Here is a 22032-nt window from a genome sequence, read left to right as displayed (position 1 = left end):
GATGATTGAGAGAAAATATGATCCAATTGCGTTTGACGACCCACGCTGGAATTGAAGATGTGGTGGAAAAAGAATTGCGCGATCGCGCTCTAAAAATCGGATGTGAAATTACCCAAATTACGCAAAAGCCCTTCGATCTCGATGGACAAATTTTAGTGGAAAGTTCAGATTCTTCCCTTTTGGAGATAGCCTTAAAAGCACGATCAGTATTTCATGTTATGCAGCAGATTGATCATTTTTTTCTAACATCAGAACTCTCCGATCTCGATCAAATTTATGCAGAAATATTCGCCTTAGAGCTTCCAGAAATGGATACGGCGAAAACCTTTCGCGTCACAACCCAACGCAATGGAAAGCATGAGTTTCGCGCCATGGATGTTCAACGCATCGCAGGATCAGCACTGATTCAGCGTTACGGGAAAAAGGTTAATTTAGCTCAGCCTGATGTTAATGTGCGTGTGGATCTTTATGATCGCTTGTGTTTAGTCAGTATTCAAGAGACACAAGAAGCACTGGATCAACGTCAGAAAAAAGTTTGGCGACCCCGAATCGCTTTAAAGACAACAATGGCGTATGCGATGTTGCAACTCTGTGAGTTAGAGGGAACAGCACGACTCTTAGACCCGTTTTGCGGGTCAGGAACGATTTTAATGGAAGCAGCAACGCTATTTCCTGATTTAGACATTTATGGGCGCGATCGATGGGCGGAAGCAGTGACTGGAGTTAAAGAAAATATTAGGGCTGCTCACTTTTCTCATCAGATTCAGATTCAAGAGGGAGACGCGCGAGATTTAGCGCAAGATTATCCAGCAGGCTTTTTTGACGCGATCGTCACTAATCCCCCTTATGGGGTGCATTTAGGGTCTAAGATCAATTTTGATCGCTTGTATCAAAAATTCCTATATGGTGCTGAAAAAATTTTACAGCCAGAGGGTCGCTTGGTTGTGCTAGTCGGGAAAGGGCGAGGCGCGTTTAAGAAAATTATTTCCCAACGAGAAACATTTCAGATTCGGGAAGAACGATTAGTGAACACAGGGGAACTCTACCCTCATCTCTTGATTTGCGATCGCCGATCTCAGTGAGAGGATTTCTCTGTCACTGGTAGCAAAAATTGACCCACCTGGTCTGCTTTCTTGGTTACTTTTACTAGGGGTTTACCCATATCGATTTTTTATCTCATAGCTTTGTTGACTTAGATCAACTTTATGCTACAATGACAAATGTCGTTTTCAAAGAAACATCACAGAAACTACTTGACTCGTTAAAGGGCTTACCTTAAAGTTAAGTGTACTTACAGATTTGTTTAAGATCAAATCGAACTAAGACCCAACGAGCCCCCTAGTTGTAACTTCAGACTTTGTTTGCGCCTTGATAGATTTGAATCACGAGAGTAATACAGATATGAACAACGCACAAACCGCACAAGACTTCAAAACTGATTTTCTCAATGGTGACTGGATTGACGAGTTGATTGAGTTAGCCAGTATTCTCAATCAAGCTAATGTTCCTAATCAAGACAATCTTGATGATTCCACCTCAAGTTACTCTTTGACCTCTAAACATCAATAAAATGCACCTTTCAACTTTAATTTTCAATATAGCGTTTCCTAGTTGGTTGAAGTACAAAGCGAGTCGGTGGATGTTCATGGTTCATGGTTCATGGTTCGTGGTTCATTGATTAACAACCAACAAATAACGAAGAACAAAGAACAAATAACAAAGAACAAAGAACGAAGAACAAAGAACGAAGAACCAAAATTCAGAATGTACCTCAAGAAGCGTGAAAACTGCTATAGATACAATCAGGTCATCATTAACTAAGTTTGAATCTCCCAAGTGATATTTTCAGCTTCTAAAAAGTCATAGCTGAAATGATCCACTTCATTGGTATCGCTTAATTCCAGATTATAAAAATTCACTATATCATCTTCAAAATAGGGCCCTGCGTGCCAAGTTCCTTTATGCAGTTTTATAAAACAATTGCCAGGAATTTGAAAGGCTTTTAAATGTTGAGTATCTGGCTTAGAATCAGCGTTAGGAGGCGCAACCCCTAACAGCCAAGTTTTCCCTTCTAATGAGCCTAAACATTGCGTACAAAGCTGATGACGGGTAATCCGATGAAATTGTTTTCCCCGTTGTTTCAACTGCATAATATAAAATCGTGGTTGTCCTTGACTTAAGTCTAATTGGGCATCATTTTCATCATAAGATTTGCCATCTGCTGCGGGTAAAATTAATTGTCCATACGGCGCAAAACTTGCTGGCGTAATCCATTCCGCCAATAGGGTTTTTATTGTTTTGGGTTCTTGTTTCATAATTTTTTATCCTGTGTTCTTAGTGTGAATTCAAGAATAACTAACGACTAATGACTAATGACTAATGACTAATGACCAATGACTAATGACTAATGACTCACATTTAATTGTTTTTCAATCGTGGGAATCGCATCAATTAATTTGCGGGTGTAGGCAGTTTCTGGGGTTTTATAAATCGTTTTCGCACTACCAATTTCTTCGATTTTTCCTTGATTCATTACCATCACGCGATCGCTGATAAATTTGACAACACTTAAGTCATGGGAAATAAAAATATAAGTTAAATTAAATTCTTGTTGTAGCTCTTTTAATAGATTCAACACTTGCGCTTGTACCGACACATCTAAAGCCGAAACCGATTCATCGCAAATGATAAACTGAGGGTTTAAAGCCAAAGCGCGAGCAATACAAATCCGCTGTCGTTGTCCCCCTGAAAACTCATGAGGATAGCGATTCATATCTTTAGGACTTAAACCCACTCTTTCTAATAAATAAGCAACTCTTTCTTGGCGCTGACGTGAGTTTTGATATTGTTTATGAATACTTAGCGGTTCAATAATCGTTTTACCAATGGTCAAGCGAGGATTGAGGGAATTATAGGGATTTTGAAAGACAATTTGCATCTGACGACGGAGACGACGTAAGGGTTTTCCTTGCCAGTTGGTAATATTTTCTCCATTAAAGAAAATTTTTCCATGAAGCGGAGAAATAAGTTTTAAAAGCGTGCGGGCGAGTGTTGACTTTCCACAACCTGATTCACCAACTAAGCCTAACGTTTCTCCCCGATAAACATCAAAAGAAACCCCGTTCACCGCCATAAAATACCGCTTGGCTTGTCCAAAAACTCCCCGTAACGGAAAGCCAACTTGTAAGTTTTGCACTGTTAATAAAGGCGCAGTAGCAACACTACTATCTTCACTGAGAGAATAATTTTTTTCCTCTGTCCTCATACGATTATTTTGCGAAGATTGAGGCTGATTCGTTTTGAGTTCACCGTCTCGATTTAAAAAGTCGCTGACTGTTGGGAGATAGGTTAACGTTTGGTCTAAACGCGGACGACAGGCGAGTAAGCCTTTGGTATAAGGATGTTGAGGATTCGTGAAAAGACTTTCAATATCTCCCGATTCGACAAGATTTCCCTGATACATCACCGCCACTTGATCGGCGGTTTCCGCAACCACTCCCAGATCATGAGTGATAAATAACATCGACATTCCCCGCGCCTGACATAAATCGCGCAAAAGATTTAAGATCGTTTTCTGAACAGTCACATCAAGGGCGGTGGTGGGTTCATCTGCAATCAGTAACGCAGGGTTACAAGAAATTGCAATAGCAATCATGACGCGCTGCAGTTGTCCGCCAGAAAGCTGATGGGGATAGCGTTCGAGAAATGCCCGTTTTTGTTCGTTGATGCGATGATTGACTTCGGTTTCGCTGAGGCTGTTGTCTTCTAAGAGACAATCTTGTTTGAGAGTGTTATCAGATGGTAATAATTTTACTTCTTGTAACCGCGCGATCGCCTGTCGTCGGGCTTCACTGGGAGAAACGTCTTGATGTTGGCGGATGGCTTCGGTGATTTGAAACCCAATGTTATAAACTGGGTTGAGAGAACTCATCGGTTCTTGGAAAATCATGGCTATTTTCCCCCCGCGATAGTCTCGGCGTTGTGCGTCTGTAAGTTTGAGAAGATCAACTGGGGGGGTATCTGGAGAAGGCTGAAAATAAATTTCCCCAGCCGTCACTTGACCAGGTGTTCCCACTAAGCCCATTAAGGCTAGGGCTGTGACCGATTTCCCTGACCCCGATTCTCCCACGAGACCAAGGGTTTTTCCTTGGGGGATTTGAAAATTAATCCCATTAACCGCAATTAAATGTTGTTCTTCTGGGAAAAACTCAACCTTCAGATTCCGAACCTCAATAACTGCATCTCCCATCAGTGTCTCCGTGAGAAAGTTTCGATAGCTTATTTTTGGCTAATATAACACTTTCCCCTAGACATACCGCGTCAGTTGCACCCGATACCGTTGCTTTTTGGTGATAGAAACTTCTCCGATTTCCGCCCGTCCTTTCCCTTGCACTGCAATCAGATCGCCTTCTTGTAGAGAATGACTTGCTTGAGTGATGGGTTTCCAGTTAACCCGAACATTTCCCTGCGCGATCGCGCTTGCCATTTTACTCCGCGACATCCCAAAGGCAGCCGAACCCACTGCATCTAAACGCATGGAGGCTTCGACGGTGGTCATTTCTTTCTTTTTCGGGGGACGAATTTTTAGTTCTTCTAACCCAATCTCTCGGGTTTTCACGGGAACCGACCGCACTTGGTTTAAGTTCGCTTCTAAAAACGAGACTAATTCTGGAACCACTAAAATCTGCGCTCCCCGTTCCCCTAAAACCACAATATCACCAACTTTCTGACGGACAACCCCTGTGCCTAAAATTGCCCCTAAAAAGTCGCGATGGTTGGCGGTATCAAAGAGAAAGTTTCCCGATACATCTAATGCAGCGATGGGGACTTGTGACTGGTCTAGAGGTAACTCAGCGCGAGTGATTCCCATGCGAACTCGTTCCGCTTGCGGATAGCCTCCCCAAACCATAAATTGAATCTCAGTGAGAAGAGAAAACTTGTCTTGGGCTTCCACCGCCACTGGAGGTGAGAGAAAGTCAGTACAAACGGTTTCCCAAGTTTTAATCGCTTGTTCAGCAATATCAATCACTCGGGTAATTTCTTCTCGGTTTTCGACTCCTCTCAGGATTTCCTCTTTCGGTAGCATATCAACCCTCTGGTAACTGATCACTGGTCACTCTCACTCCCCATATTCCTGCAAAAAAGCGAGAAAATCAATTAAGGCTCTTCGGGTTGATTCGTTGGGTTGGAGTTGATGTTGTATTTGGAGAATAAGCCATCGATTTTGGATTCGAGCACGGCTAGCTGCTCGTTTTCTTTCTTCAGCTGCTCGGTTTCTTTCTCGATCTGCTCGGTTTCTTTCTTCGTCTGTTGCGCGATTGAGCTTCGCTCACCGCCGAAGGCGATCGCGCTGTATTTCTCGCTCTCTTGCTTCAGTCTCTTTTTCTCCAGCTTCAGCCAAGCGATTTGTTTCTCGGTTTCGACGGTTCCACTCAACGCCGAAATTAACCACTGCCACCAAGAGGGGGGCACCAGTGAGTCGGTTACTCCAGAGTCGAGGTTGGGTGATTTGTCCGAGGATTGTGAAGTCTTGTTCATCATAAAAACGTAAAAAAGCAACAGCGATGGTCAGAAGAGTGAGAGTGGTTCCGGGGACAAGAGCAAGGAAATTAATCCAGACTCGCCGAGTCGATACTTTCATTTTATCGGTTATGAAAGGGGAGTTATAGCAATGACAATTCTACCCTCTCACCTGAGTTCCTGATTATTGATTCTCTTCGTAGCCTTGCAGAGTTTCAGGATTAAACTGGCGTAAAATGCGGGTGGCTTGTTCGTTCACCGCTTCTGATCCTTGCACCACAATCAGATATTTGCCCTCATTAAGGCGATTGCGATAGGGTAAAGCATCCCCACTACCAAAAGCAATCCCAACGCCACCACCGACGAAAAACGCCCCCATCAAAGCAGCGATCGCGCCGAAGAAACCGCCAATAATATGATTCCCCACAGGACCTGCCCAATCAAATAAGTAAATTTCTGTTAAGACATTAAACACATAGCCCGCAGCAAAACCGAAAGGAAACAGCCAAGTCCCCAACTGAAAAATCTGTTTTCGCGCTTGCTGATTAGGATTAATCAAGCCAAACTCATCTGCTGTTTTATAGCCTCTCCCTAGCATCTCTACTTGCTGTTGATTTAAGCCTTCTTTCAAAAGCGTAGTATAAGCATCTTCCGCTTGAATCCGATTAGAAAGAACAGCAATTACATATTTCATGATCTCTTCGCCTTATCCCTTGCACCGTCCAGCCTTCATCTTACCGCACCCCCCACCCCTCCCAAAACGGGCAAAAGTATGAAAAGATACACTACGGTCATGATTGAGAGAAAATATAGATTCTCTGGAAAATGATCCGATGTCCCTTAAACTCATAAGCAGAGGACCGAGATTGGAATGGTGCCCGTAACATTATGCTACGGGCTTTGGCGGCAACGCCCTTTACTCTTACGAGTAATGCTATACCTAGCTTAAGTTTACTTAACTATGAGTAGATTTAAGAAGGTTAAATGTTGCACACCCTCTATTTATGTTGATTTCAAATTAAATAACCAATGGCAAAAGTTTTAGTTTCAGACTCTGTGGATCAAGCTGGGATTGATATTCTCTCGCAGGTCGCACAAGTCGATGTCAAAACCAAACTCTCTCCAGAAGAACTGGTCGCAACCATCCCTGAATATGATGCGCTGATGGTTCGTTCAGGGACAAAAGTGACCGAAGAAGTTATCGAGGCGGGAAACCAGCTTAAAATCATTGGTCGCGCTGGTGTCGGTGTTGATAACATTGATGTTCCTGCTGCGACTCGTCGTGGGATTATGGTGGTTAACTCCCCAGAAGGAAATACCATTGCTGCTGCAGAACACGCATTAGCGATGATGTTATCTCTCTCTCGTCATATCCCAGAAGCGAACCAATCCGTAAAAGAGAAAAAATGGGAACGGAAAAATTTTATTGGTTCGGAAGTCTATAAGAAAACCCTTGGTGTGGTGGGCTTAGGTAAAATTGGTTCTCATGTCGCCACAGTAGCGCGTGCGATGGGAATGAAATTACTCGCCTATGATCCCTTTATTTCTGCTGAACGCGCAGAACAACTGGGGTGTCGCTTAGTGGATTTAGATATTATCTTCACCGAAGCCGATTATATTACCCTGCACATTCCCCGCACTCCCGAAACGGAAAATTTAATCAACGCGGAAGCCTTAGCGAAAATGAAGCCCACAACGCGGATTATTAACTGTTCTCGCGGTGGGGTGATTGATGAAGAAGCTCTGGCGACTGCCGTTGAAAATGGTACGATTGGCGGTGCAGCATTGGATGTGTTTGCCGAAGAACCCCTTGGTGAATCGAAACTGCGAGAGGTGGGATCAAATATTGTTCTCACACCTCATTTAGGTGCATCGACAGAAGAAGCCCAAACCAACGTCGCGGTGGATGTCGCTGAACAGATTCGTGATGTCTTATTAGGCTTACCCGCACGGTCTGCGGTGAATATCCCTGGACTGAACCCCGATGTGTTAGAACAGTTACGTCCGTTCTTACAACTGGCGGAAACTTTGGGCAACTTGGTCAGTCAGTTAGCTGGGGGACGAGTGGAACAACTGAATGTGCGTTTGCAAGGCGAATTAACCGATAGCCAAAGTCAACCGATTGTCATTGCTGCTTTGAAAGGCTTACTATCTCAAGCGTTGCGAGAACGAGTCAATTATGTTAATGCTTCTATTGAAGCCAAAGAACGAGGCATTCGCGTTATTGAAACCAAGGATGCGTCAGTCCATGATTATTCAGGCTCCCTGCGTTTGGAAGCTACAGGCTCTCTCGGTGAACATTCGGTAACAGGAGCATTACTCAGTGATCAGGAAATGCGGATTACCAATGTCGATGGTTTTCCGATTAATGTTCCCCCCAATAACTATATGTTGTTTACCTTACACCGCGATATGCCTGGCATTATTGGTAAAATTGGCTCTTTATTGGGCGGTTTTAATGTCAATATTGCCAGTATGCAAGTTGGACGCAAGATTGTTCGCGGTGATGCAGTGATGGTACTCAGTATTGACGATCCTTTACCTGAAGGCGTTTTAGATGAGATTATGAAAGTGCCTGGGATTCGTGATGCTTACACCATTAAACTCTAAACGGGTAGAATAGCGAAAGGATATGGGTAATCAGTATTGTACTGATTGCTCATTCTCCTAAATAACGAATAACGCATGACTAATGATTAATGACTAATAGTTGGTGGGAAATCAAAATTTTATGTCATCCGACGTTAGAGGAACTCCTCTTCTGGCGACTGGATAAGTTTGGCTGTCAGGGAACCGTTAGTGAAACTAAAAAACAAGGGGTTTTAGTCAAGGCTTATCTTCCGCAGTTGCGAGCCCATCCTCTTGATTTGGCTGCGTTATCCCTTTGGTTGCGTCAAGATGCGCTCAATATGAATACTGATCTCCCGAGTATGACTTGGGGTTTAATTGATGAACAAGATTGGGCTAGTAGTTGGAAAAAACATTGGAATCCGCAAGAAATTGGCGATCGCGCGTTAGTATATCCCGCTTGGCTTGCTCCGCCTGAAGAAACCGATCGCGTGATTCTTCGTCTTGACCCAGGTGTCGCGTTTGGGACTGGGGTTCATCCCACCACCCAACTGTGTTTAGAATCTTTAGAAATGCGCTACAGTTTGGGCAATACGGGCGGGGTCATTGCTGATATTGGCTGTGGTTCGGGCATTCTCTCCATCGCAGCGTTATTATTTGGAGCAGAGAAGGCTTATGCAGTGGATACAGACCCCTTAGCCGTTCGCGCCACCCGTTCTAATCGCAATCTTAACCATATTAAACCTGAACGCTTAACCGTAGAACAGGGAAGTTTAAAGCAGTTGCTGAAAATGTACCCGAATGGGTTTGATGGCATTGTTTGCAATATTTTAGCGGAAGTTATCTTAGATTTAATTCCAGAAATGAGCGCGATCGCGCAAGCCAATACTTGGGGCATTCTCAGTGGAATTTTAATCGAAAAAGCCCAACTTATTGCTGATAGTTTAGAAAAACACGGTTGGAAAGTGGGGACAATGTGGCGACGGAAAGAATGGTGTTGCTTCAATATCCGTCGCCAGCCTCCAGAAGACGATGATTATTAATAATTCGCCAAAGCAGGTTCTCGGTTCATTTCTGAGGACAGATTTCCCGCTAAAGACCGACAATTAATTTCACAAGAGTTGTTCGGGCTTTCAATTAATTTCACTTTATCTAACATGACCCCTAATTCTGCGGTTGGTTTCTGTAATAATTGGGCAATGTAAAGCGCAATATTTTCCGCAGTGGGAACCACTTCAGCAAAATAAGGAATATCTTCATTTAAGAAATAGTGATCAAAAGGTTCGACCACGACTTCTTCTAAAATATGATGCAGTTGTTCTAAATTGACAATCATGCCCGTGCGTTGATCCATTTCCCCCGTTACGGTTACTTCTAAATGATAATTATGTCCATGACCGTGAGGACGGGCGCATTTGCCGTAAATTTTACAATTCTCTTCATAGCTTAAATCGGGACGCGCCAGACGGTGTGCTGCACTAAAATGAGTTCCGACAGTTAATGATGCTTCCATGTTATTTCCCTGATAATCAGCCCAAAGTTGTGGATGTTCAAATAAACGAATATTAACAACAGGTAAATACGGTGCTAAACGTTGCCAAATCACTTTGGCAAGATTTTCTGTGGTGGGGAGGGTTTCGCTAAACTCACTCCAGACTTCATTGAGATAGGAATTATTGAGTTGATCGGTGATTTGTTCACGGAGGACGGGTTTGACCTCAGATAGGTTCATCACCATGCCATATTGGTCAATTTCGCCTTCTAAAGACACATAAAGGACGTAATTATGTCCATGTCCTGGGAACTGACTACCAGCCCCAAATTTGGCTTGGTTTTCTGCTGCACTGAGTTCTGGAAGCCAGTAACGGTGCGCTGCTGAAAACTGGGCGCGACGGTTAATTACACATTTCATAGCCAAGAGTCGCTAAGGTTCTTTTGTAAAGTAATTTTAACATTCTGCGATGAAAACATTGAAATTTGATGATCTATCCCTTGGTCGTTCGCGTTTGACTAACCAGTCCCTGTTTCCCCTAGGGTCATTAATGATTTTGCGCCGAGATATCTCGTGATTTAAAAAAATAACACCAAATATGATTTTCATTGCCATATTTATCCGATAAGCTATTACAGTAATAAGTGATCAAGAAGGGAGAGTCACAAGCTAGAAGGATGAAGAGGGGTAACTCTTGATCCGTGAACAAAAAACCAATAACAAAGAACGAATAACAAATAATAAATAACAATGATGTTCTGTCATATTCTTATCGGTTGTCCTGGTAGCGGGAAATCAACTTTAGCTACAACCATTCAGAAAGCCAATCCCAATTATCGGATTGTTTCCACTGATGCGATTCGAGCGGATTTATTCGGTGATGCGACCATCCAAGGAAACTGGTCACGGATTGAGGCGGAAGTTTTCTCGCAAATAAAAACGCATCTCAAGGCGGGTTATCCTGTTATTTACGATGCGACTAACGCTAAACGTCCTTGGCGCATTGGGTTATTACAACATCTCCATCAATATTCAGATGTGGAATGGTTGGGTTGGAATCTCAAAACCCCGCTCAAAACTTGTTTACGTTGGAATCAGCAGCGAGAGAAGTCGGTTCCAGAAGAGGTGATTCATCGGATGTTTGAGGCGTTGAAGACATTTCCGCCCATCGCTGCGGAAGGATTTGCGACTGTCTATGATTTGAATCCAAACTTAAAAACATCCCTTGTTGATCAATTTGAATACAAGCGATCACAATTTTCGCGAACTGTTGTTAATCGTCAGAATCGGATTCAAAATATTACTCGCCACGGCTATTCTGATTTGTTGGATTTTGAGCGGTTAATGTATTTAATTCATTTACTCTTGACTTATCCAGGAATCGGAAATTTGCAAAGCACTGATCCTGAAACAATCAAGACCGTTATTGGGAAGCGTCGGAAACAATTTCCCACTGAAATTGATGAAATTTGTGCTTTTATGAGTCAGGCGGTTGCTCCGATTTATGCTGATCCCAGCGCGATCGCGCAAGACTTAAATTGGCTCGAAGAAAATGGAATTATTGGTCATTGTGATCTCAGCAGCGATCTCAAAATTTCCTTGCAAGACTCATCAGATCAACCCACCCACAGTTATTCTGATTTAGAACCGTTCCAACGTCTGATTCAAACCATCCGCTTAATTATTCAAGAACCGTTTATTTGGAAAAAAGAGTTAGGGGGAACATTAAATAGTTTTGTGGAACGGATGCGGGAGGAAAATCTGGTGACTGATGATTCGCGCGATCGGTTGCGTAAAGATATTGAAAAAGTTTTAAAACCCTATGGGATTCTTCCTGAGTTTCCGATGAAGCGAGGTTATTTTGCAGGGACAGCAGTTTTATCACAGCCCGATTTAATGAAAGTCTTTCAGGTTTTAGAAGCCCAAGCCAAACATCTAGAAGATCCGATCGCGCTGCAAGTGTATGAGAAATTTGAAACCCGAATGAAAACCGCCAAGTTAATCGACTCTGATCAATATCAGGTGCGGGCGATTCATAATCGCAATATTGTTGATGTACAAATGCTGTCTGATTCATCTCTGGCTAAAGATCCGAAACCAGTGGAAAGCGCGATCGCGCAAGGAGAATTATTAGAATTAGGACGTTTTCCCCATGGCGGAAGATTTGATCCCGAAGCAGAAACTCTTTTTCGGGCTTATCCTTTACAACTCGTATTTCATAATATCGGTTGGTATTTGGGCTTTGAACACTATGAGGGCGCAAAAAAAGGCTTATTGCAGTTTGAACGACTTGATCGGCTCTTTTTAGGAAAACCGCAAAATAAAGCGCGATCGCGCAATGTCCAGCAAAAATCTCTACAGCGTCTGATTCATTTATATCAGTCTTCTGGCGGTATCTTTTTAGGAGATGACCCCAAGCTGCAAAAACAATATCTTAGCGGTGACCCCTCCCAACGCGAAGAAGTAGAAGTCCTGATTGAACTGTGGTTTAGCGATGGGGTTTTCCCGTTCATCAGTGAAGGAACACAACGTTTCCCTTTGCGACAAATGAAAATGTCTCAGCCGTTGAATCGCGACTTAATGCGAAAAAACCGTTCTTTATTCAGTCTTCGTAAAACTAAAGATCCCAAATTTCCCCATCGCTTTCGCGTTTCCTTACCGCAATGGTCATTACAAGATATAGACTTACACCGTTGGATTTTAGGCTTTGGGGGAGAAGCCAAAGTGGTCAAGCCAGAAAGTTTGCGAGAAGACCTCAAACGCAAAGGGCTTTTAACAGAAAGTTAAAAGTTAACCATTTCTTAACTTAGTTGGTCAAATTAAATACTATAATCGTGGGGTGGCTAAGTTTAACTGATCGATAACCAAGACAGTTAAAGAATAAGTCATTTTTAGCGGTGAGTTACATCGTGTTAGCCTGTGGACTAGATAACGCCGACGTTGCTAGGAAAGATCCAAGGGAAAGGAAGCAGGAAGTGGACATCAGACTCGATCAGGCTTTTAGAAGCTATGGTCAAGTTTGAGTAAGTTCCTCATAACGGCAACTATAATTGTCCTTAACCGCTCGTTAAAAGCTAGACATTAATTGACATGGTTCGATTTTTGTTGACCTAGAAAGGTACGAGCGTGCAGACTCAGCCTTAAAAACCTATAACAAGGTAGGCTACCTTCTTTTCGTGATCACACCTTTCGGTGAACGCCAGCACTTGGCTCTGTGGTCTGTAATTAAACTAAGTACCGATGCTTTATAAGGTCGTGTTGCAGACGTAAAAAGCCCTTTGAAGTTTGTCGTTGCCCCCTTTACTGAGAAATCAGATTGGCGAAAGCAAGCCGTTTAGGAGAGGGAGATGCTAAGACCATTTCCCTCTCCACCATGAAAGTAAAGCTAAGTCAAGAAATGTACAATAATTTACCTACTAGGAGTTAACCCCTTATCCTTTTTTTCCTAATGACGGGTTTCTGTTTTAATACTCAGGAACAGAAGAATCAACTTCTTGACTCCAAGCACGAATTCCGCCCTTGAGATTTGTTCCTTCAACCCCTGCATCTTTCAAGATCCGCAAGGCTTTCGCAGAACGTCCACCCATTTTGCAGTGTGCAATTAAATGCCCACCGTTGGTCATTTCTTTGACTTTATCGACACCATTTCCATCTTCAATTTCCGAAAGGGGAATGAGAGTCGCCCCAGGGATTTTTGCAATTTCATATTCATTGGGGTTACGGACATCAATCAGAACATAATTATCCGATTTTTGTTCCATTAACTGCTTTAACTCATGCACCGTCATTTCAGGGACATCCGTTTCTTCTTCTTGAGTTTGGGGAATCCCACAGAACTGTTCGTAGTCAATGAGTTCTTTAATTTCAGGACGGTCTGGGTTGGGACGCAGTTTTAATTCACGGAAGCTCATGGTTTGTGCGTTATAAAGCAACAAACGCCCACTGAGGGTGGTATCCATCCCCAAAATCACTTTAATGGTTTCTGTGGCTTGAATCGAACCAATCACCCCACACAAGACTCCGAGAACGCCCCCTTCAGCACAAGAGGGAACCATTCCTGGCGGTGGGGGTTCGGGGAAAACATCGCGGTAGTTGGGACCTTCTTGATAGTTGAAGACGCTGGCTTGTCCTTCAAAACGGAAAATTGACCCGTAAACATTGGGTTTACCGAGGATGACGCACGCATCATTCACGAGGTAGCGGGTCGGGAAATTATCTGTTCCATCGACGACCACATCATAAGGCTTGAGAATGTCAAGGGCGTTGTCGGAACTAATGCGGGTATTGTAAAGGTCAACTTGACAGAAGGGGTTAATATCAAGGATGCGCTGTTTGGCTGATTCTAGTTTGGGTTGACCTACTTTTGCCGTACCGTGGATGATTTGACGTTGTAGGTTGGAGCGATCCACAATATCGAAATCCACAATACCAATGCGCCCGATACCGGCTGCTGCTAAATATAATAAGAGGGGAGAACCTAATCCACCAGTACCAATACAAGCGACACTGGCTGCTTTGAGGCGTTTTTGCCCCTCTAATCCGACTTCTGGGAGGATAATGTGACGAGAATAACGTTCGTATTCTTCTTTATTGAGTTCAATTTCTTCTAAGTTTGGATTGAGCATATTAGTCTCACGCCCGATAATGTGCTGGTTTTTTATCTGCTATTGTGTTACGGCAAGGAAAGAAATCGCGGTGAACATTCAGTAGCATAACGTCACTGCTGACTCATAGAAATGATAGTGCAGTCTCTTAGGATAAGCGCTGACTGAGGCTAATGGCAACTTTCTGTTACAATTTGTTCAGCTTGAAACTGTTGTTGCTCATCTAAAATCCAACTGCGACAATCAACAACCTGTCCTTCTTGTACTGACATGATGAGATAAGAATAAGTATCCCACGCGATCGCGCGATCAAATTCTGAAGGAATCGTGGTCTGATCAGGATGAGAATGATAAATGCCGACAATCTTTAAATTATTGATGCGAGCATACTTTTGAGCCTTTAACAACACTGCTGGCTCGATGGTAAATCGGTTGTGTTTACTTAGTCCATCATCGGAGGCTTCTGGACACACGGCTTCAAACCGTTGACTTTCTGCTTCCCAAGCATTTTCCGTTTCCCAGACTTCTGTAACAATCGTTGTCCCCTGAGGTTGAAACGTTCCGAATAAAATCCCACAACACTCTTCTGGATAAGTGTTTTGGGCATGGCGATACATTTGTTTTTGCTGTTCTTGAGTGATTTTAAGCACGGCTTTCCTCAACTATCAAAAAGGGTCTGCTGAAAAATTCAATTGGCTGGTGAAGTGGGGGGAAAGGGTCAAGGGGAAAGGTTAAAGAGAATCAGTAAGAGTCGGAAAAAGGAGAAGTTTTCACGACTCCATCTGATTTGAGGGGAGAGCGTCAATGCTTCAATGCTTTTGACCAAACACGGACTGGCATTCCCCAAACATAGATAAAGCCTTCTGCTGCTTTATGATCAAACTCATCGGCTGCGCCATAAGTCGCTAAATCTTCTGCATATAGGGAATTTTCTGATTCACGTCCGACAATGGTTGCATTTCCTTTGAAGAGTTTCAAGCGCACTGTTCCTGTAACTCGTTCTTGGGTTTGTTGGATAAACCCTTCTAAAGCCTGTTTCAGTGGACTATACCATAACCCCCGATAAATCAGTTGGGAATAAGTATCTTCAATCCCCCGCTTATATTGCGTGACATCAGCCGTTAAGGTCAGGCTTTCTAAATCACGATGGGCAAGAATTAGAGCTAATAGCGCAGGTGCTTCATAAATTTCGCGAGATTTAATACCGACCACCCGATTTTCGATCATGTCAATACGACCAAAGCCATGATGTCCAATTTGTTCGTTGAGGGTTTCGATTAACGCTACGGGTTGATACTGAATGCCATTAACACTGACGGGAATACCTTTTTCAAAGCCAATATCAATATATTCCGCTTTGTCTGGAGTTTCTTCAATGGCGCTGGTCATACTAAACACTTCTTCTGGGGGTTCGACTATGGGATTTTCTAAAACCCCTGCTTCAATACTGCGCCCAAGAAGATTTTGGTCAATGCTATAGGGGGAAGATTTTTTGACTGGGGCTGGGAGTCCAAAGCGTTCCCCATACGCGATCGCGTCTTCTCGGCTCATTCCCCATTCCCGCGCTGGGGCAAGAATTTTTAAATCGGGATCTAAAGCTGCAATAGAAACGTCAAAGCGCACCTGATCATTTCCTTTTCCTGTGCAACCATGAGCCACTGCATCCGCCCCATGTTGATGGGCTGCTTCCACCAGCATTTGACTAATCAAGGGACGGGCTAGAGCGGTAGAAAGAGGATAACGATTTTCGTATAAGGCATTCGCTTGAATCGCTGGAAACGCAAATTCTGTGACAAAGCGTTCCACTGCATTTTCCACCAGAGAAACCGTAGCCCCCGCCGTAAGGGCTTTTTCTTTGATTGGTTCTAAATCTTCCCCTTGCCCTAAATCAGCAGCAAGGGTAATGACTTCTTTCACGCCCCATTCTTCTTTTAAGTAGGGGATACAAACGGAGGTATCAACGCCACCGGAGTAGGCTAAAACAACTTTTTCGGCACGACTCATATTAAATATTAATTTTTCTTAATTGGACTAACTGGTCATTTTATCTCAATAACAAATAAAAACCGCTAGAGAGAATCCCTAGCGGTGTCTTTTCGATCGGGAATCGGATCTAGACGGCAGAACCAACGCCGGCATAAGAACCGTAGAAAAAGATACCGACAACAGCAATAATTCCTAAGCCAGCGATAGTGGCAACAATCCAAAGGGGAATTTTCCCAGACATAAATTTTTTCTCCTCAATCAGGCTAGACTAATTTTCAACAGTGTTAAATGACTTTTAGTTAAAGAAGTAGCTTGAGAATAAAATTCCCAAGACAAAAACGAGTAAAAGCCCTAAGTACAGGGAAGTCCGATTCAGTTCAACCGGTTGTTTATTAGGGTTTTGATTGCGATCTACCATCAATTGCTCCTATCTTTGAATAAACTGCATCGCTGCGATCGCGCCTAAAAAGAAAACGCTAGGCACAGCTAAGGTATGAACGGCTAACCAACGGACGGTAAAAATGGGATAAGTTACGGGTTCATTGGGACGATTGGTCGTCATGTTTCTCCTCCTTGTTAAGAATACTTACTTATTAAATTCTTCGACTTCTTCTCTTGCTTGAAAGCGATCACTAATGATCGGTAATTCTTGACGTTGCTTGGTGAAATACTCATCAGGGCGGGGAGTTCCAAACGCATCATAGGCTAAACCCGTTTGGACAAATAACCAACCCGCGATAAATAACATGGGGATGGTAATGCTATGAATCACCCAATACCGAACGCTAGTAATAATATCCCCAAAGGGACGTTCACCTGTATCTCCTGCCATTTGATCCTTACTCCTTTTACAAAAACTGACGGTTCATTAATACATGATAAGAAATGTTTTAACAATTGCCACGTTTTCTTTACGCAGCATCCACCGACCCTTCATATTTAAGCACAGTCCCGCGATCGCCGAGAATAAATCCTTTCTCAGGATTGAAGAACTTCACGCGATAAAAATTTCCAGGAACTTGCTGCACGTCACGGTCTTTTTTCCAAACGCCCTCGGTTTCCGAGCGCAGGAATAAGTCACCACTACCGCCACTAACCCAGAGTTCATCTGAGTTGCGATAGCCAATATCCAGTAAGCCTTTCCCACTAGAAAATTCAGGATATTCGGGATCTTGCCAACTGTCAAAATCTTCCGATTCGGTAAACTGGATTTGACCGCCCCGAGCGAGTAACCACACCCGTCCGTCTGGGGTAAAGCCCATATTTTGGACACGGCGGGAGGTATTGCGTTCATGGGGTTGCCAGGCTTGATCGCCAGGTGTCCAAGTGGAATAGAAGTTTCCGCGAGCCGAAACCGCCACATATTTCCCATCCTCAGAGCGAGAAATATTCCGTGCGACTCCAACCGCTTCTTCCACGAGGGCTTCCCAGTTTTTGCCACCATTGTTGGTTTGATAAATCGCACCGACATTAGTGGTCATCTCCGCAGAGTTTTCCCCAAGGGCAATGATACTATACGGTTCTCCTGGTAATTTCTCACTCAGTTGAATGCGAGACCAATTTTCTCCGCCATCTGTGGTATGAAGGAGAATCGAAGGTTCACCGACAATCCAGCCTTCTTCACCCTTAAAACTCACCGAGAGAAAATCTAATTTTTCCTCTCCCAGTTGTAATTCTTCTTGCTGCCAAGTGTCTCCCCCATCTTCTGTTTTTAACAGCGTGGCTTGGTTTCCTACCATCCAACCTTGGTCTGGATTGCCAGTAAAGTCAATATCCAAAAGGGTTTGTTCTGTGGGTAAGTTTTCCAAGACTCGCCACGGGTTTGATTCTGTGGAGGGGACTTGACTACAACTGACCGTCAGCAGCGCGATCGCGCTCCATAAGACAATTTGCTTAATATTCCTTAACAAAATACTCATAATTTATTGTTTCAAAATTGGGTCACGTTAGAGTATGTGCAACATTTAACCTTCTTAAATCTACTCATAGTTTAGTAAACTTAAGCTAGGTATAGCATTACTCGTAAGAGTAAAGGGCGTTGCCGCCAAAGCCCGCAACATTATGTTACGAGCGCCATTCCAATCTCGGTGTACGGTGTAGCCACTTAAACCGCTTTCTTTTAGAATTACACTTGGCAATTCGGCTTAGTAAGTCGTCGAGATGTGTACAGAGTCGGTTAACTCGTCCAAGATCTCTCTCGCCGACCTCTAGAACTCTATCGCCGTCATAACCCGTTAAAAAAGTTCTGACACCTGGGTCAAGTGCGATTACAGAATCAGTTTCAGTGCAGCTTTCCTCTCGACATTCTGGAAAGATACCGTACCACTTCCCTTTTTGATAGACTAACTGCGTTGCATAAAGACATTCGTTAGGAAATGGTTCAGGAGAATAGAAGGTCATGCCACTTATGGGCAAACTCCATCAGATTAGCAGGTTTTGTGACCTTTTGAAGGCTTCTTAACCGAGACCATAAAAACTCATAAACATTAAAAATCCCAAAGCTAGAGCTCCAAAAATCAGAAGATTTTTCTGTCTGGGCGTTAACTGATTGACACCGAAACCGTAAGAAAGGTTTTCTTGGAAGCCTGATGGCGCGTCAACAGCCCCCACATCAGTAAAGACATTGCGTCTCGCCCCACATACGGGACAACGCCATTGGGAGGGTAATTCTTCAAAGGTTGTTCCGGCGGGAATGTTTTGACTACTATCCCCTTTATTCGGTTCATAGACATAACCACAACTGCGACACTCATAGCGCGATGGTGCAGTTTCCGCGAGGGTTTTTTCTGTTTTAGGGAGAGGTTGTTCTTCAGTAGGCTCAGTCATGGTTCAAGAAAGTTTATGAGAATGCTGTTACAAATTATCGCATAAAATCCTATCTGTTCAGTGGAACAACTACCAGTGCACTGTCAGAGAGCCTCCCTAAAGGATAAGGTTTGTTTTAAGTTTAAGGCTCGTTGTGTAATTGCGTCCCAATTTTCGGCGCTGATTAATGATTTCGGAAATAATTGGGAGGATAAGCCAACTGCTGTCGCTCCAGCATCTAGAAAGCCTTGAGCATTTTCTAGGGTAACGCCACCTGTGGGAATAAGGGGAATTTTTCCTAAAGGACCCTGTAGGCTTTTAATATAATTCACTCCGCCGACTGCTTGTGCGGGAAAGACTTTAACTGCGGTTGCCCCTGCTTGCCAAGCCGTGATAATTTCGGTGGGAGATAATGCACCTGGGATGATGGGAATGTTATGGGCGTTTGCTGTGGCGATCAATTGAGGGTTGACGTGAGGAGTGAAGATAAATTGTACTCCGAGCGCGATCGCGCGGTTTAATTCCTCTTCATTTAAAATCGTCCCTGTCCCAATGATACAATCAGGCATTTCAGCCCGTAATTCTGGGATTAATTGTTCTGGTTGATCACTATTCCAAGTAATTTCAATTAAACGAATCCCCCCTTTTTCCATTGCTTGCGCCAACTGTTTCCCGACTGCTTTTGGAAACGCCCGAATCACAGCAATTACCTGTTCTTGTTTGACTATTTCTAGCCAATTTTCTGCCATCACAGTTACTTATTCTTTTGAGGTTTTTTCTTCCGTTTTTGGTTCTTTCACAAACCGTTTATTGAGTCTTTCGAGTTGCCGTTTTGCGGTTTTATTTTCAGGCTCATATTGCAGGGCTTCTTCATACACTTCAATCGCTTGTGCAATTAATTTCTTCTGTTCATAAGCATTCGCTAAATTATTCAGAGCAACCACATATTCAGGATAAAGTTTAATCGCTTCTTTATACTGACGAATCGCTAAATCCGATTGTTCTTGTGTAAAGTAAGCATAACCCATGGCATTATAAATTAACGCTCGATTTTCGGGTTCAATATCTTTGAATTTGAGAGCTTGCTGTAATATTTTTGTCGCTTGAACATATAATTTTTTGTCTAAATAAAGGCTTGCTAATTCATAGTAATCTTTAGCCGTTGCTTCTTTATTTTTCGCTAATTTCTGCAATTTAGAAATACGATTTTCTTTACTGCGGGTTTTCCAGATTTGACGAAAGAGAAAGAAACCCGCCCCCGCTAAAAGTAAAACTAAGAGTGATAAATATAAAAGAAGAAGATTGTCTTGCATGATATTTGTTATTTGTTATTTGTTATTTGTTATTTGTTATTTGTTCTTTGTTATTTATTCCTTGATAACTGGTAACTGGTCACTGGTAACTGGTCACTGATAACTGAGTCCCCATTCTTCAGCTTTTTGTTGCAACCATCCCGATTGCTTTAACTGACGAATGGTTTCATTGACAAGTTGGTGCAAGGGAGAATATTGTAAACCTTTAGGCATGACCACCGCTAGGGCTTCGCCACCCATTCGTTCTGAGAGTAAATTATACTGAGGATAGTCTTGAATCCATCCTGCCAAAACGGTCTCATCTCCTGCAAATGCAACAGCTTCTCCTGCTTCGAGAAGAGAAAGGGCTTCTTGATAAGAGTTAACGCCGATGAGTTGGGCTTGGGGGAGACGAAATCTCACTTCCGCGATCGCGCTGGATTGATTTAAAACGGCTATTTTTCCTTGCTTGACCTCACTTAAAACATTCAGATTGGGGTCTTTTGTAACCAATGCAATGCGATTGAGATAATAATGCGGGCTAAAGGTAACAAGGCGCGATCGCGCTGAGGTTTGACTGACGTGCGCGATCGTTAAATCTACCTCTCCTATTAATACGACATCTAAACGATCCCGATTCATCACAGGTTGTAAACGCACCGCATTGGGATCGCCAACAATTTCTTGGGCTAATCGTCGCGCTAAATCAATCTCAAACCCCTTTAAATTGCCCTGTGCATCTTCAAATCCCAACGGACGGAGGTTATCCTTAACCGCTATGGTAAGATGTCCTCTCGCCTCAATTTCTGCTAATTCTGCTGCTGTTGCGCGGAGGGGGAGAAAAGACAGCACACCCGCTATCAGCAACCGCGATCCTAAATTTAAAACTCGGCTTCCCCAAGAAACCGAGTTCACTTGTCTCATGACTTGACTCCACCAACGCTTAGGCTTGCTTAGCTGTTTCCACAACTTTTGCAAATGCTTCAGGATCGAGCATTGCTAAGTTTGCTAACATTTTACGATTGAGTTGAATGTCTGCTTTTTTCAGTTGACCTGTCAGTTGAGAATAACTCATTCCGTTTTGTCTCGCCGCAGCATTAATCCGCGCAATCCATAAGCGACGAAAATCACGCTTGCGACGACGACGATCGCGATAGGAATGGCGCAGGGCTTTCATGACCTGCTGATTCGCGGTGCGGAAAAGTTTAGAATGTGCGCCTCTAAATCCTTTGGCTAACTTTAGAATTTTCTTATGTCGTTTCTGGGAGACATTCCCCTTTTTTACTCGTGACATAAATAATAATTTCCCTTGATGATATGATTCAATTTACTTCAAATAAGGCAACATTTGACGAACGTTGTCCTCGTCTCTTTCATTAACAATGGTTAATTTTGATAATGTCCGCTTGCGCTTGGTCGTTTTTGGTTGTAGGAGGTGGTTTTTAAAGGCTTTGCGACGACGGATTTTACCACTTCCAGTGGTGCGAAACCGCTTTGCTGCTGCACGGTTGGTTTTGAGCTTTGGCATTGTTTTGAATCATATTTTTTTGACACAGCCTACTATTATAAGTCAATTCAGCGCGATCGGGCAATAGTTATATTGCGTTTTTTAAGTCTGTTGAGGGAAACGAGTAATTAGTGACCAGTTACCAGTTATCAGTTATCAGTGACCAGTGACCAGTGACCAGTGACCAGTGACCAGTTACCAGTTATCAAGGAATAAATAACAAATAACAAAGAACAAAGAACAAATAACAAAGAACGA

Annotated in this window: 25 protein-coding genes; 5 read left to right on the top strand and 20 right to left on the bottom strand. The window is 43.2% G+C overall.

What is annotated here, in order from left to right; genetic code table 11:
- Positions 1–17: 17 nt before the first annotated feature.
- Together PCC7418_RS13065 and PCC7418_RS20615 are read left to right on the top strand one after the other, a co-directional pair.
- Positions 18–1082 (top strand): THUMP domain-containing protein, encoded by a 1065-nt coding sequence (locus tag PCC7418_RS13065; RefSeq protein WP_015226661.1) that lies wholly within the window; start codon positions 18–20, stop codon positions 1080–1082.
- Between the two features lie 319 nt (positions 1083–1401).
- On the top strand, positions 1402–1569 hold the full coding sequence (locus tag PCC7418_RS20615; protein WP_015226660.1) for a hypothetical protein: 168 nt from the start codon (positions 1402–1404) through the stop codon (positions 1567–1569).
- A 248-nt stretch (positions 1570–1817) separates the two neighbouring features.
- On the opposite strand, the gene PCC7418_RS13060 is transcribed toward PCC7418_RS20615, so the two are convergent.
- The 5 genes from PCC7418_RS13060 to PCC7418_RS13040 all read right to left on the bottom strand — a co-directional run bounded on the left by PCC7418_RS13060 (position 1818) and on the right by PCC7418_RS13040 (position 6214).
- The gene (locus PCC7418_RS13060) at positions 1818–2315 is read right to left on the bottom strand and encodes an ureidoglycolate lyase (protein ID WP_015226659.1); all 498 of its coding nucleotides are present in this window, start codon (positions 2313–2315) and stop codon (positions 1818–1820) included.
- A gap of 89 nt (positions 2316–2404) precedes the next feature.
- A complete protein-coding gene (locus PCC7418_RS13055; protein ID WP_015226658.1) occupies positions 2405–4249 on the bottom strand; it encodes an ABC transporter ATP-binding protein in 1845 nt (614 codons plus the stop codon).
- 57 nt (positions 4250–4306) lie between these two features.
- Positions 4307–5086 carry a photosystem II S4 domain protein gene (locus tag PCC7418_RS13050; protein ID WP_015226657.1) on the bottom strand — a complete coding sequence of 260 codons (780 nt, stop codon included), beginning with the start codon at positions 5084–5086 and terminating at the stop codon, positions 4307–4309.
- Positions 5087–5157: 71 nt separating this feature from the next.
- Complete coding sequence (locus PCC7418_RS13045) at positions 5158–5541, bottom strand: hypothetical protein (protein ID WP_171814915.1); 384 nt, start codon at positions 5539–5541, stop codon at positions 5158–5160.
- A gap of 163 nt (positions 5542–5704) precedes the next feature.
- Positions 5705–6214, bottom strand: coding sequence for a hypothetical protein (locus PCC7418_RS13040; protein ID WP_015226656.1), 510 nt, complete (start codon positions 6212–6214; stop codon positions 5705–5707).
- A 335-nt stretch (positions 6215–6549) separates the two neighbouring features.
- Between PCC7418_RS13040 and serA the strand changes: the two genes are divergently transcribed.
- Together serA and prmA are read left to right on the top strand one after the other, a co-directional pair.
- Positions 6550–8130, top strand: coding sequence for a phosphoglycerate dehydrogenase (gene serA, locus PCC7418_RS13035; protein ID WP_015226655.1), 1581 nt, complete (start codon positions 6550–6552; stop codon positions 8128–8130).
- 89 nt (positions 8131–8219) lie between these two features.
- Positions 8220–9131, top strand: a complete 912-nt coding sequence (gene prmA, locus PCC7418_RS13030; RefSeq protein WP_015226654.1) for a 50S ribosomal protein L11 methyltransferase — start codon at positions 8220–8222, stop codon at positions 9129–9131.
- Here the strand turns inward: prmA and PCC7418_RS13025 are convergent.
- On the bottom strand, positions 9128–10000 hold the full coding sequence (locus PCC7418_RS13025) for a 6-carboxytetrahydropterin synthase (protein ID WP_015226653.1): 873 nt from the start codon (positions 9998–10000) through the stop codon (positions 9128–9130). The two genes, prmA and PCC7418_RS13025, sit on opposite strands and share 4 nt — an antisense overlap.
- Positions 10001–10330: 330 nt before the next feature.
- On the opposite strand from PCC7418_RS13025, the gene PCC7418_RS13020 reads away from it, so the two are divergent.
- Complete coding sequence (locus tag PCC7418_RS13020; protein ID WP_015226652.1) at positions 10331–12367, top strand: WYL domain-containing protein; 2037 nt, start codon at positions 10331–10333, stop codon at positions 12365–12367.
- A gap of 677 nt (positions 12368–13044) precedes the next feature.
- On the opposite strand, the gene moeB is transcribed toward PCC7418_RS13020, so the two are convergent.
- From moeB to rpmI, 14 genes are all read right to left on the bottom strand, one after another.
- Positions 13045–14205 carry a molybdopterin-synthase adenylyltransferase MoeB gene (gene moeB / locus PCC7418_RS13015; protein ID WP_015226651.1) on the bottom strand — a complete coding sequence of 387 codons (1161 nt, stop codon included), beginning with the start codon at positions 14203–14205 and terminating at the stop codon, positions 13045–13047.
- Between the two features lie 149 nt (positions 14206–14354).
- Complete coding sequence (locus tag PCC7418_RS13010) at positions 14355–14834, bottom strand: Mov34/MPN/PAD-1 family protein (protein ID WP_015226650.1); 480 nt, start codon at positions 14832–14834, stop codon at positions 14355–14357.
- A gap of 151 nt (positions 14835–14985) precedes the next feature.
- Positions 14986–16188: an argininosuccinate synthase gene (locus PCC7418_RS13005; protein WP_015226649.1), complete on the bottom strand. Its 1203-nt coding sequence runs from the start codon at positions 16186–16188 to the stop codon at positions 14986–14988.
- A gap of 109 nt (positions 16189–16297) precedes the next feature.
- Positions 16298–16411 carry a photosystem II reaction center protein J gene (locus PCC7418_RS13000; protein WP_015226648.1) on the bottom strand — a complete coding sequence of 38 codons (114 nt, stop codon included), beginning with the start codon at positions 16409–16411 and terminating at the stop codon, positions 16298–16300.
- A 54-nt stretch (positions 16412–16465) separates the two neighbouring features.
- Entirely contained in the window at positions 16466–16588 is a 123-nt protein-coding gene (locus PCC7418_RS12995; protein WP_015226647.1) for a photosystem II reaction center protein L, read from the bottom strand.
- Positions 16589–16597: 9 nt separating this feature from the next.
- On the bottom strand, positions 16598–16732 hold the full coding sequence (psbF, locus tag PCC7418_RS12990) for a cytochrome b559 subunit beta (RefSeq protein WP_015226646.1): 135 nt from the start codon (positions 16730–16732) through the stop codon (positions 16598–16600).
- Between the two features lie 24 nt (positions 16733–16756).
- Entirely contained in the window at positions 16757–17002 is a 246-nt protein-coding gene (gene psbE, locus PCC7418_RS12985) for a cytochrome b559 subunit alpha (RefSeq protein ID WP_015226645.1), read from the bottom strand.
- Between the two features lie 79 nt (positions 17003–17081).
- The gene (locus PCC7418_RS12980) at positions 17082–18089 is read right to left on the bottom strand and encodes a photosynthesis system II assembly factor Ycf48 (RefSeq protein WP_015226644.1); all 1008 of its coding nucleotides are present in this window, start codon (positions 18087–18089) and stop codon (positions 17082–17084) included.
- A gap of 538 nt (positions 18090–18627) precedes the next feature.
- Positions 18628–18996 carry a rubredoxin gene (locus PCC7418_RS12975; RefSeq protein ID WP_015226643.1) on the bottom strand — a complete coding sequence of 123 codons (369 nt, stop codon included), beginning with the start codon at positions 18994–18996 and terminating at the stop codon, positions 18628–18630.
- Positions 18997–19079: 83 nt separating this feature from the next.
- Positions 19080–19724, bottom strand: coding sequence for a bifunctional 4-hydroxy-2-oxoglutarate aldolase/2-dehydro-3-deoxy-phosphogluconate aldolase (locus PCC7418_RS12970; RefSeq protein WP_015226642.1), 645 nt, complete (start codon positions 19722–19724; stop codon positions 19080–19082).
- Positions 19725–19733: 9 nt separating this feature from the next.
- Complete coding sequence (locus PCC7418_RS12965; protein WP_015226641.1) at positions 19734–20288, bottom strand: tetratricopeptide repeat protein; 555 nt, start codon at positions 20286–20288, stop codon at positions 19734–19736.
- Positions 20289–20381: 93 nt separating this feature from the next.
- The gene (locus tag PCC7418_RS12960; RefSeq protein ID WP_015226640.1) at positions 20382–21191 is read right to left on the bottom strand and encodes a transporter substrate-binding domain-containing protein; all 810 of its coding nucleotides are present in this window, start codon (positions 21189–21191) and stop codon (positions 20382–20384) included.
- A gap of 19 nt (positions 21192–21210) precedes the next feature.
- Positions 21211–21561, bottom strand: a complete 351-nt coding sequence (gene rplT, locus PCC7418_RS12955; protein WP_015226639.1) for a 50S ribosomal protein L20 — start codon at positions 21559–21561, stop codon at positions 21211–21213.
- Between the two features lie 33 nt (positions 21562–21594).
- On the bottom strand, positions 21595–21795 hold the full coding sequence (rpmI, locus tag PCC7418_RS12950) for a 50S ribosomal protein L35 (protein WP_015226638.1): 201 nt from the start codon (positions 21793–21795) through the stop codon (positions 21595–21597).
- Between the last annotated feature and the right edge of the window lie 237 nt (positions 21796–22032).

Source organism: Halothece sp. PCC 7418 (genome assembly GCF_000317635.1).
In the GTDB taxonomy this organism is placed as follows: Bacteria; Cyanobacteriota; Cyanobacteriia; order Cyanobacteriales; family Rubidibacteraceae; genus Halothece.
Note: the sequence above shows the minus strand (reverse complement) of the source record. Positions and strands in the feature narration are given on the sequence as shown.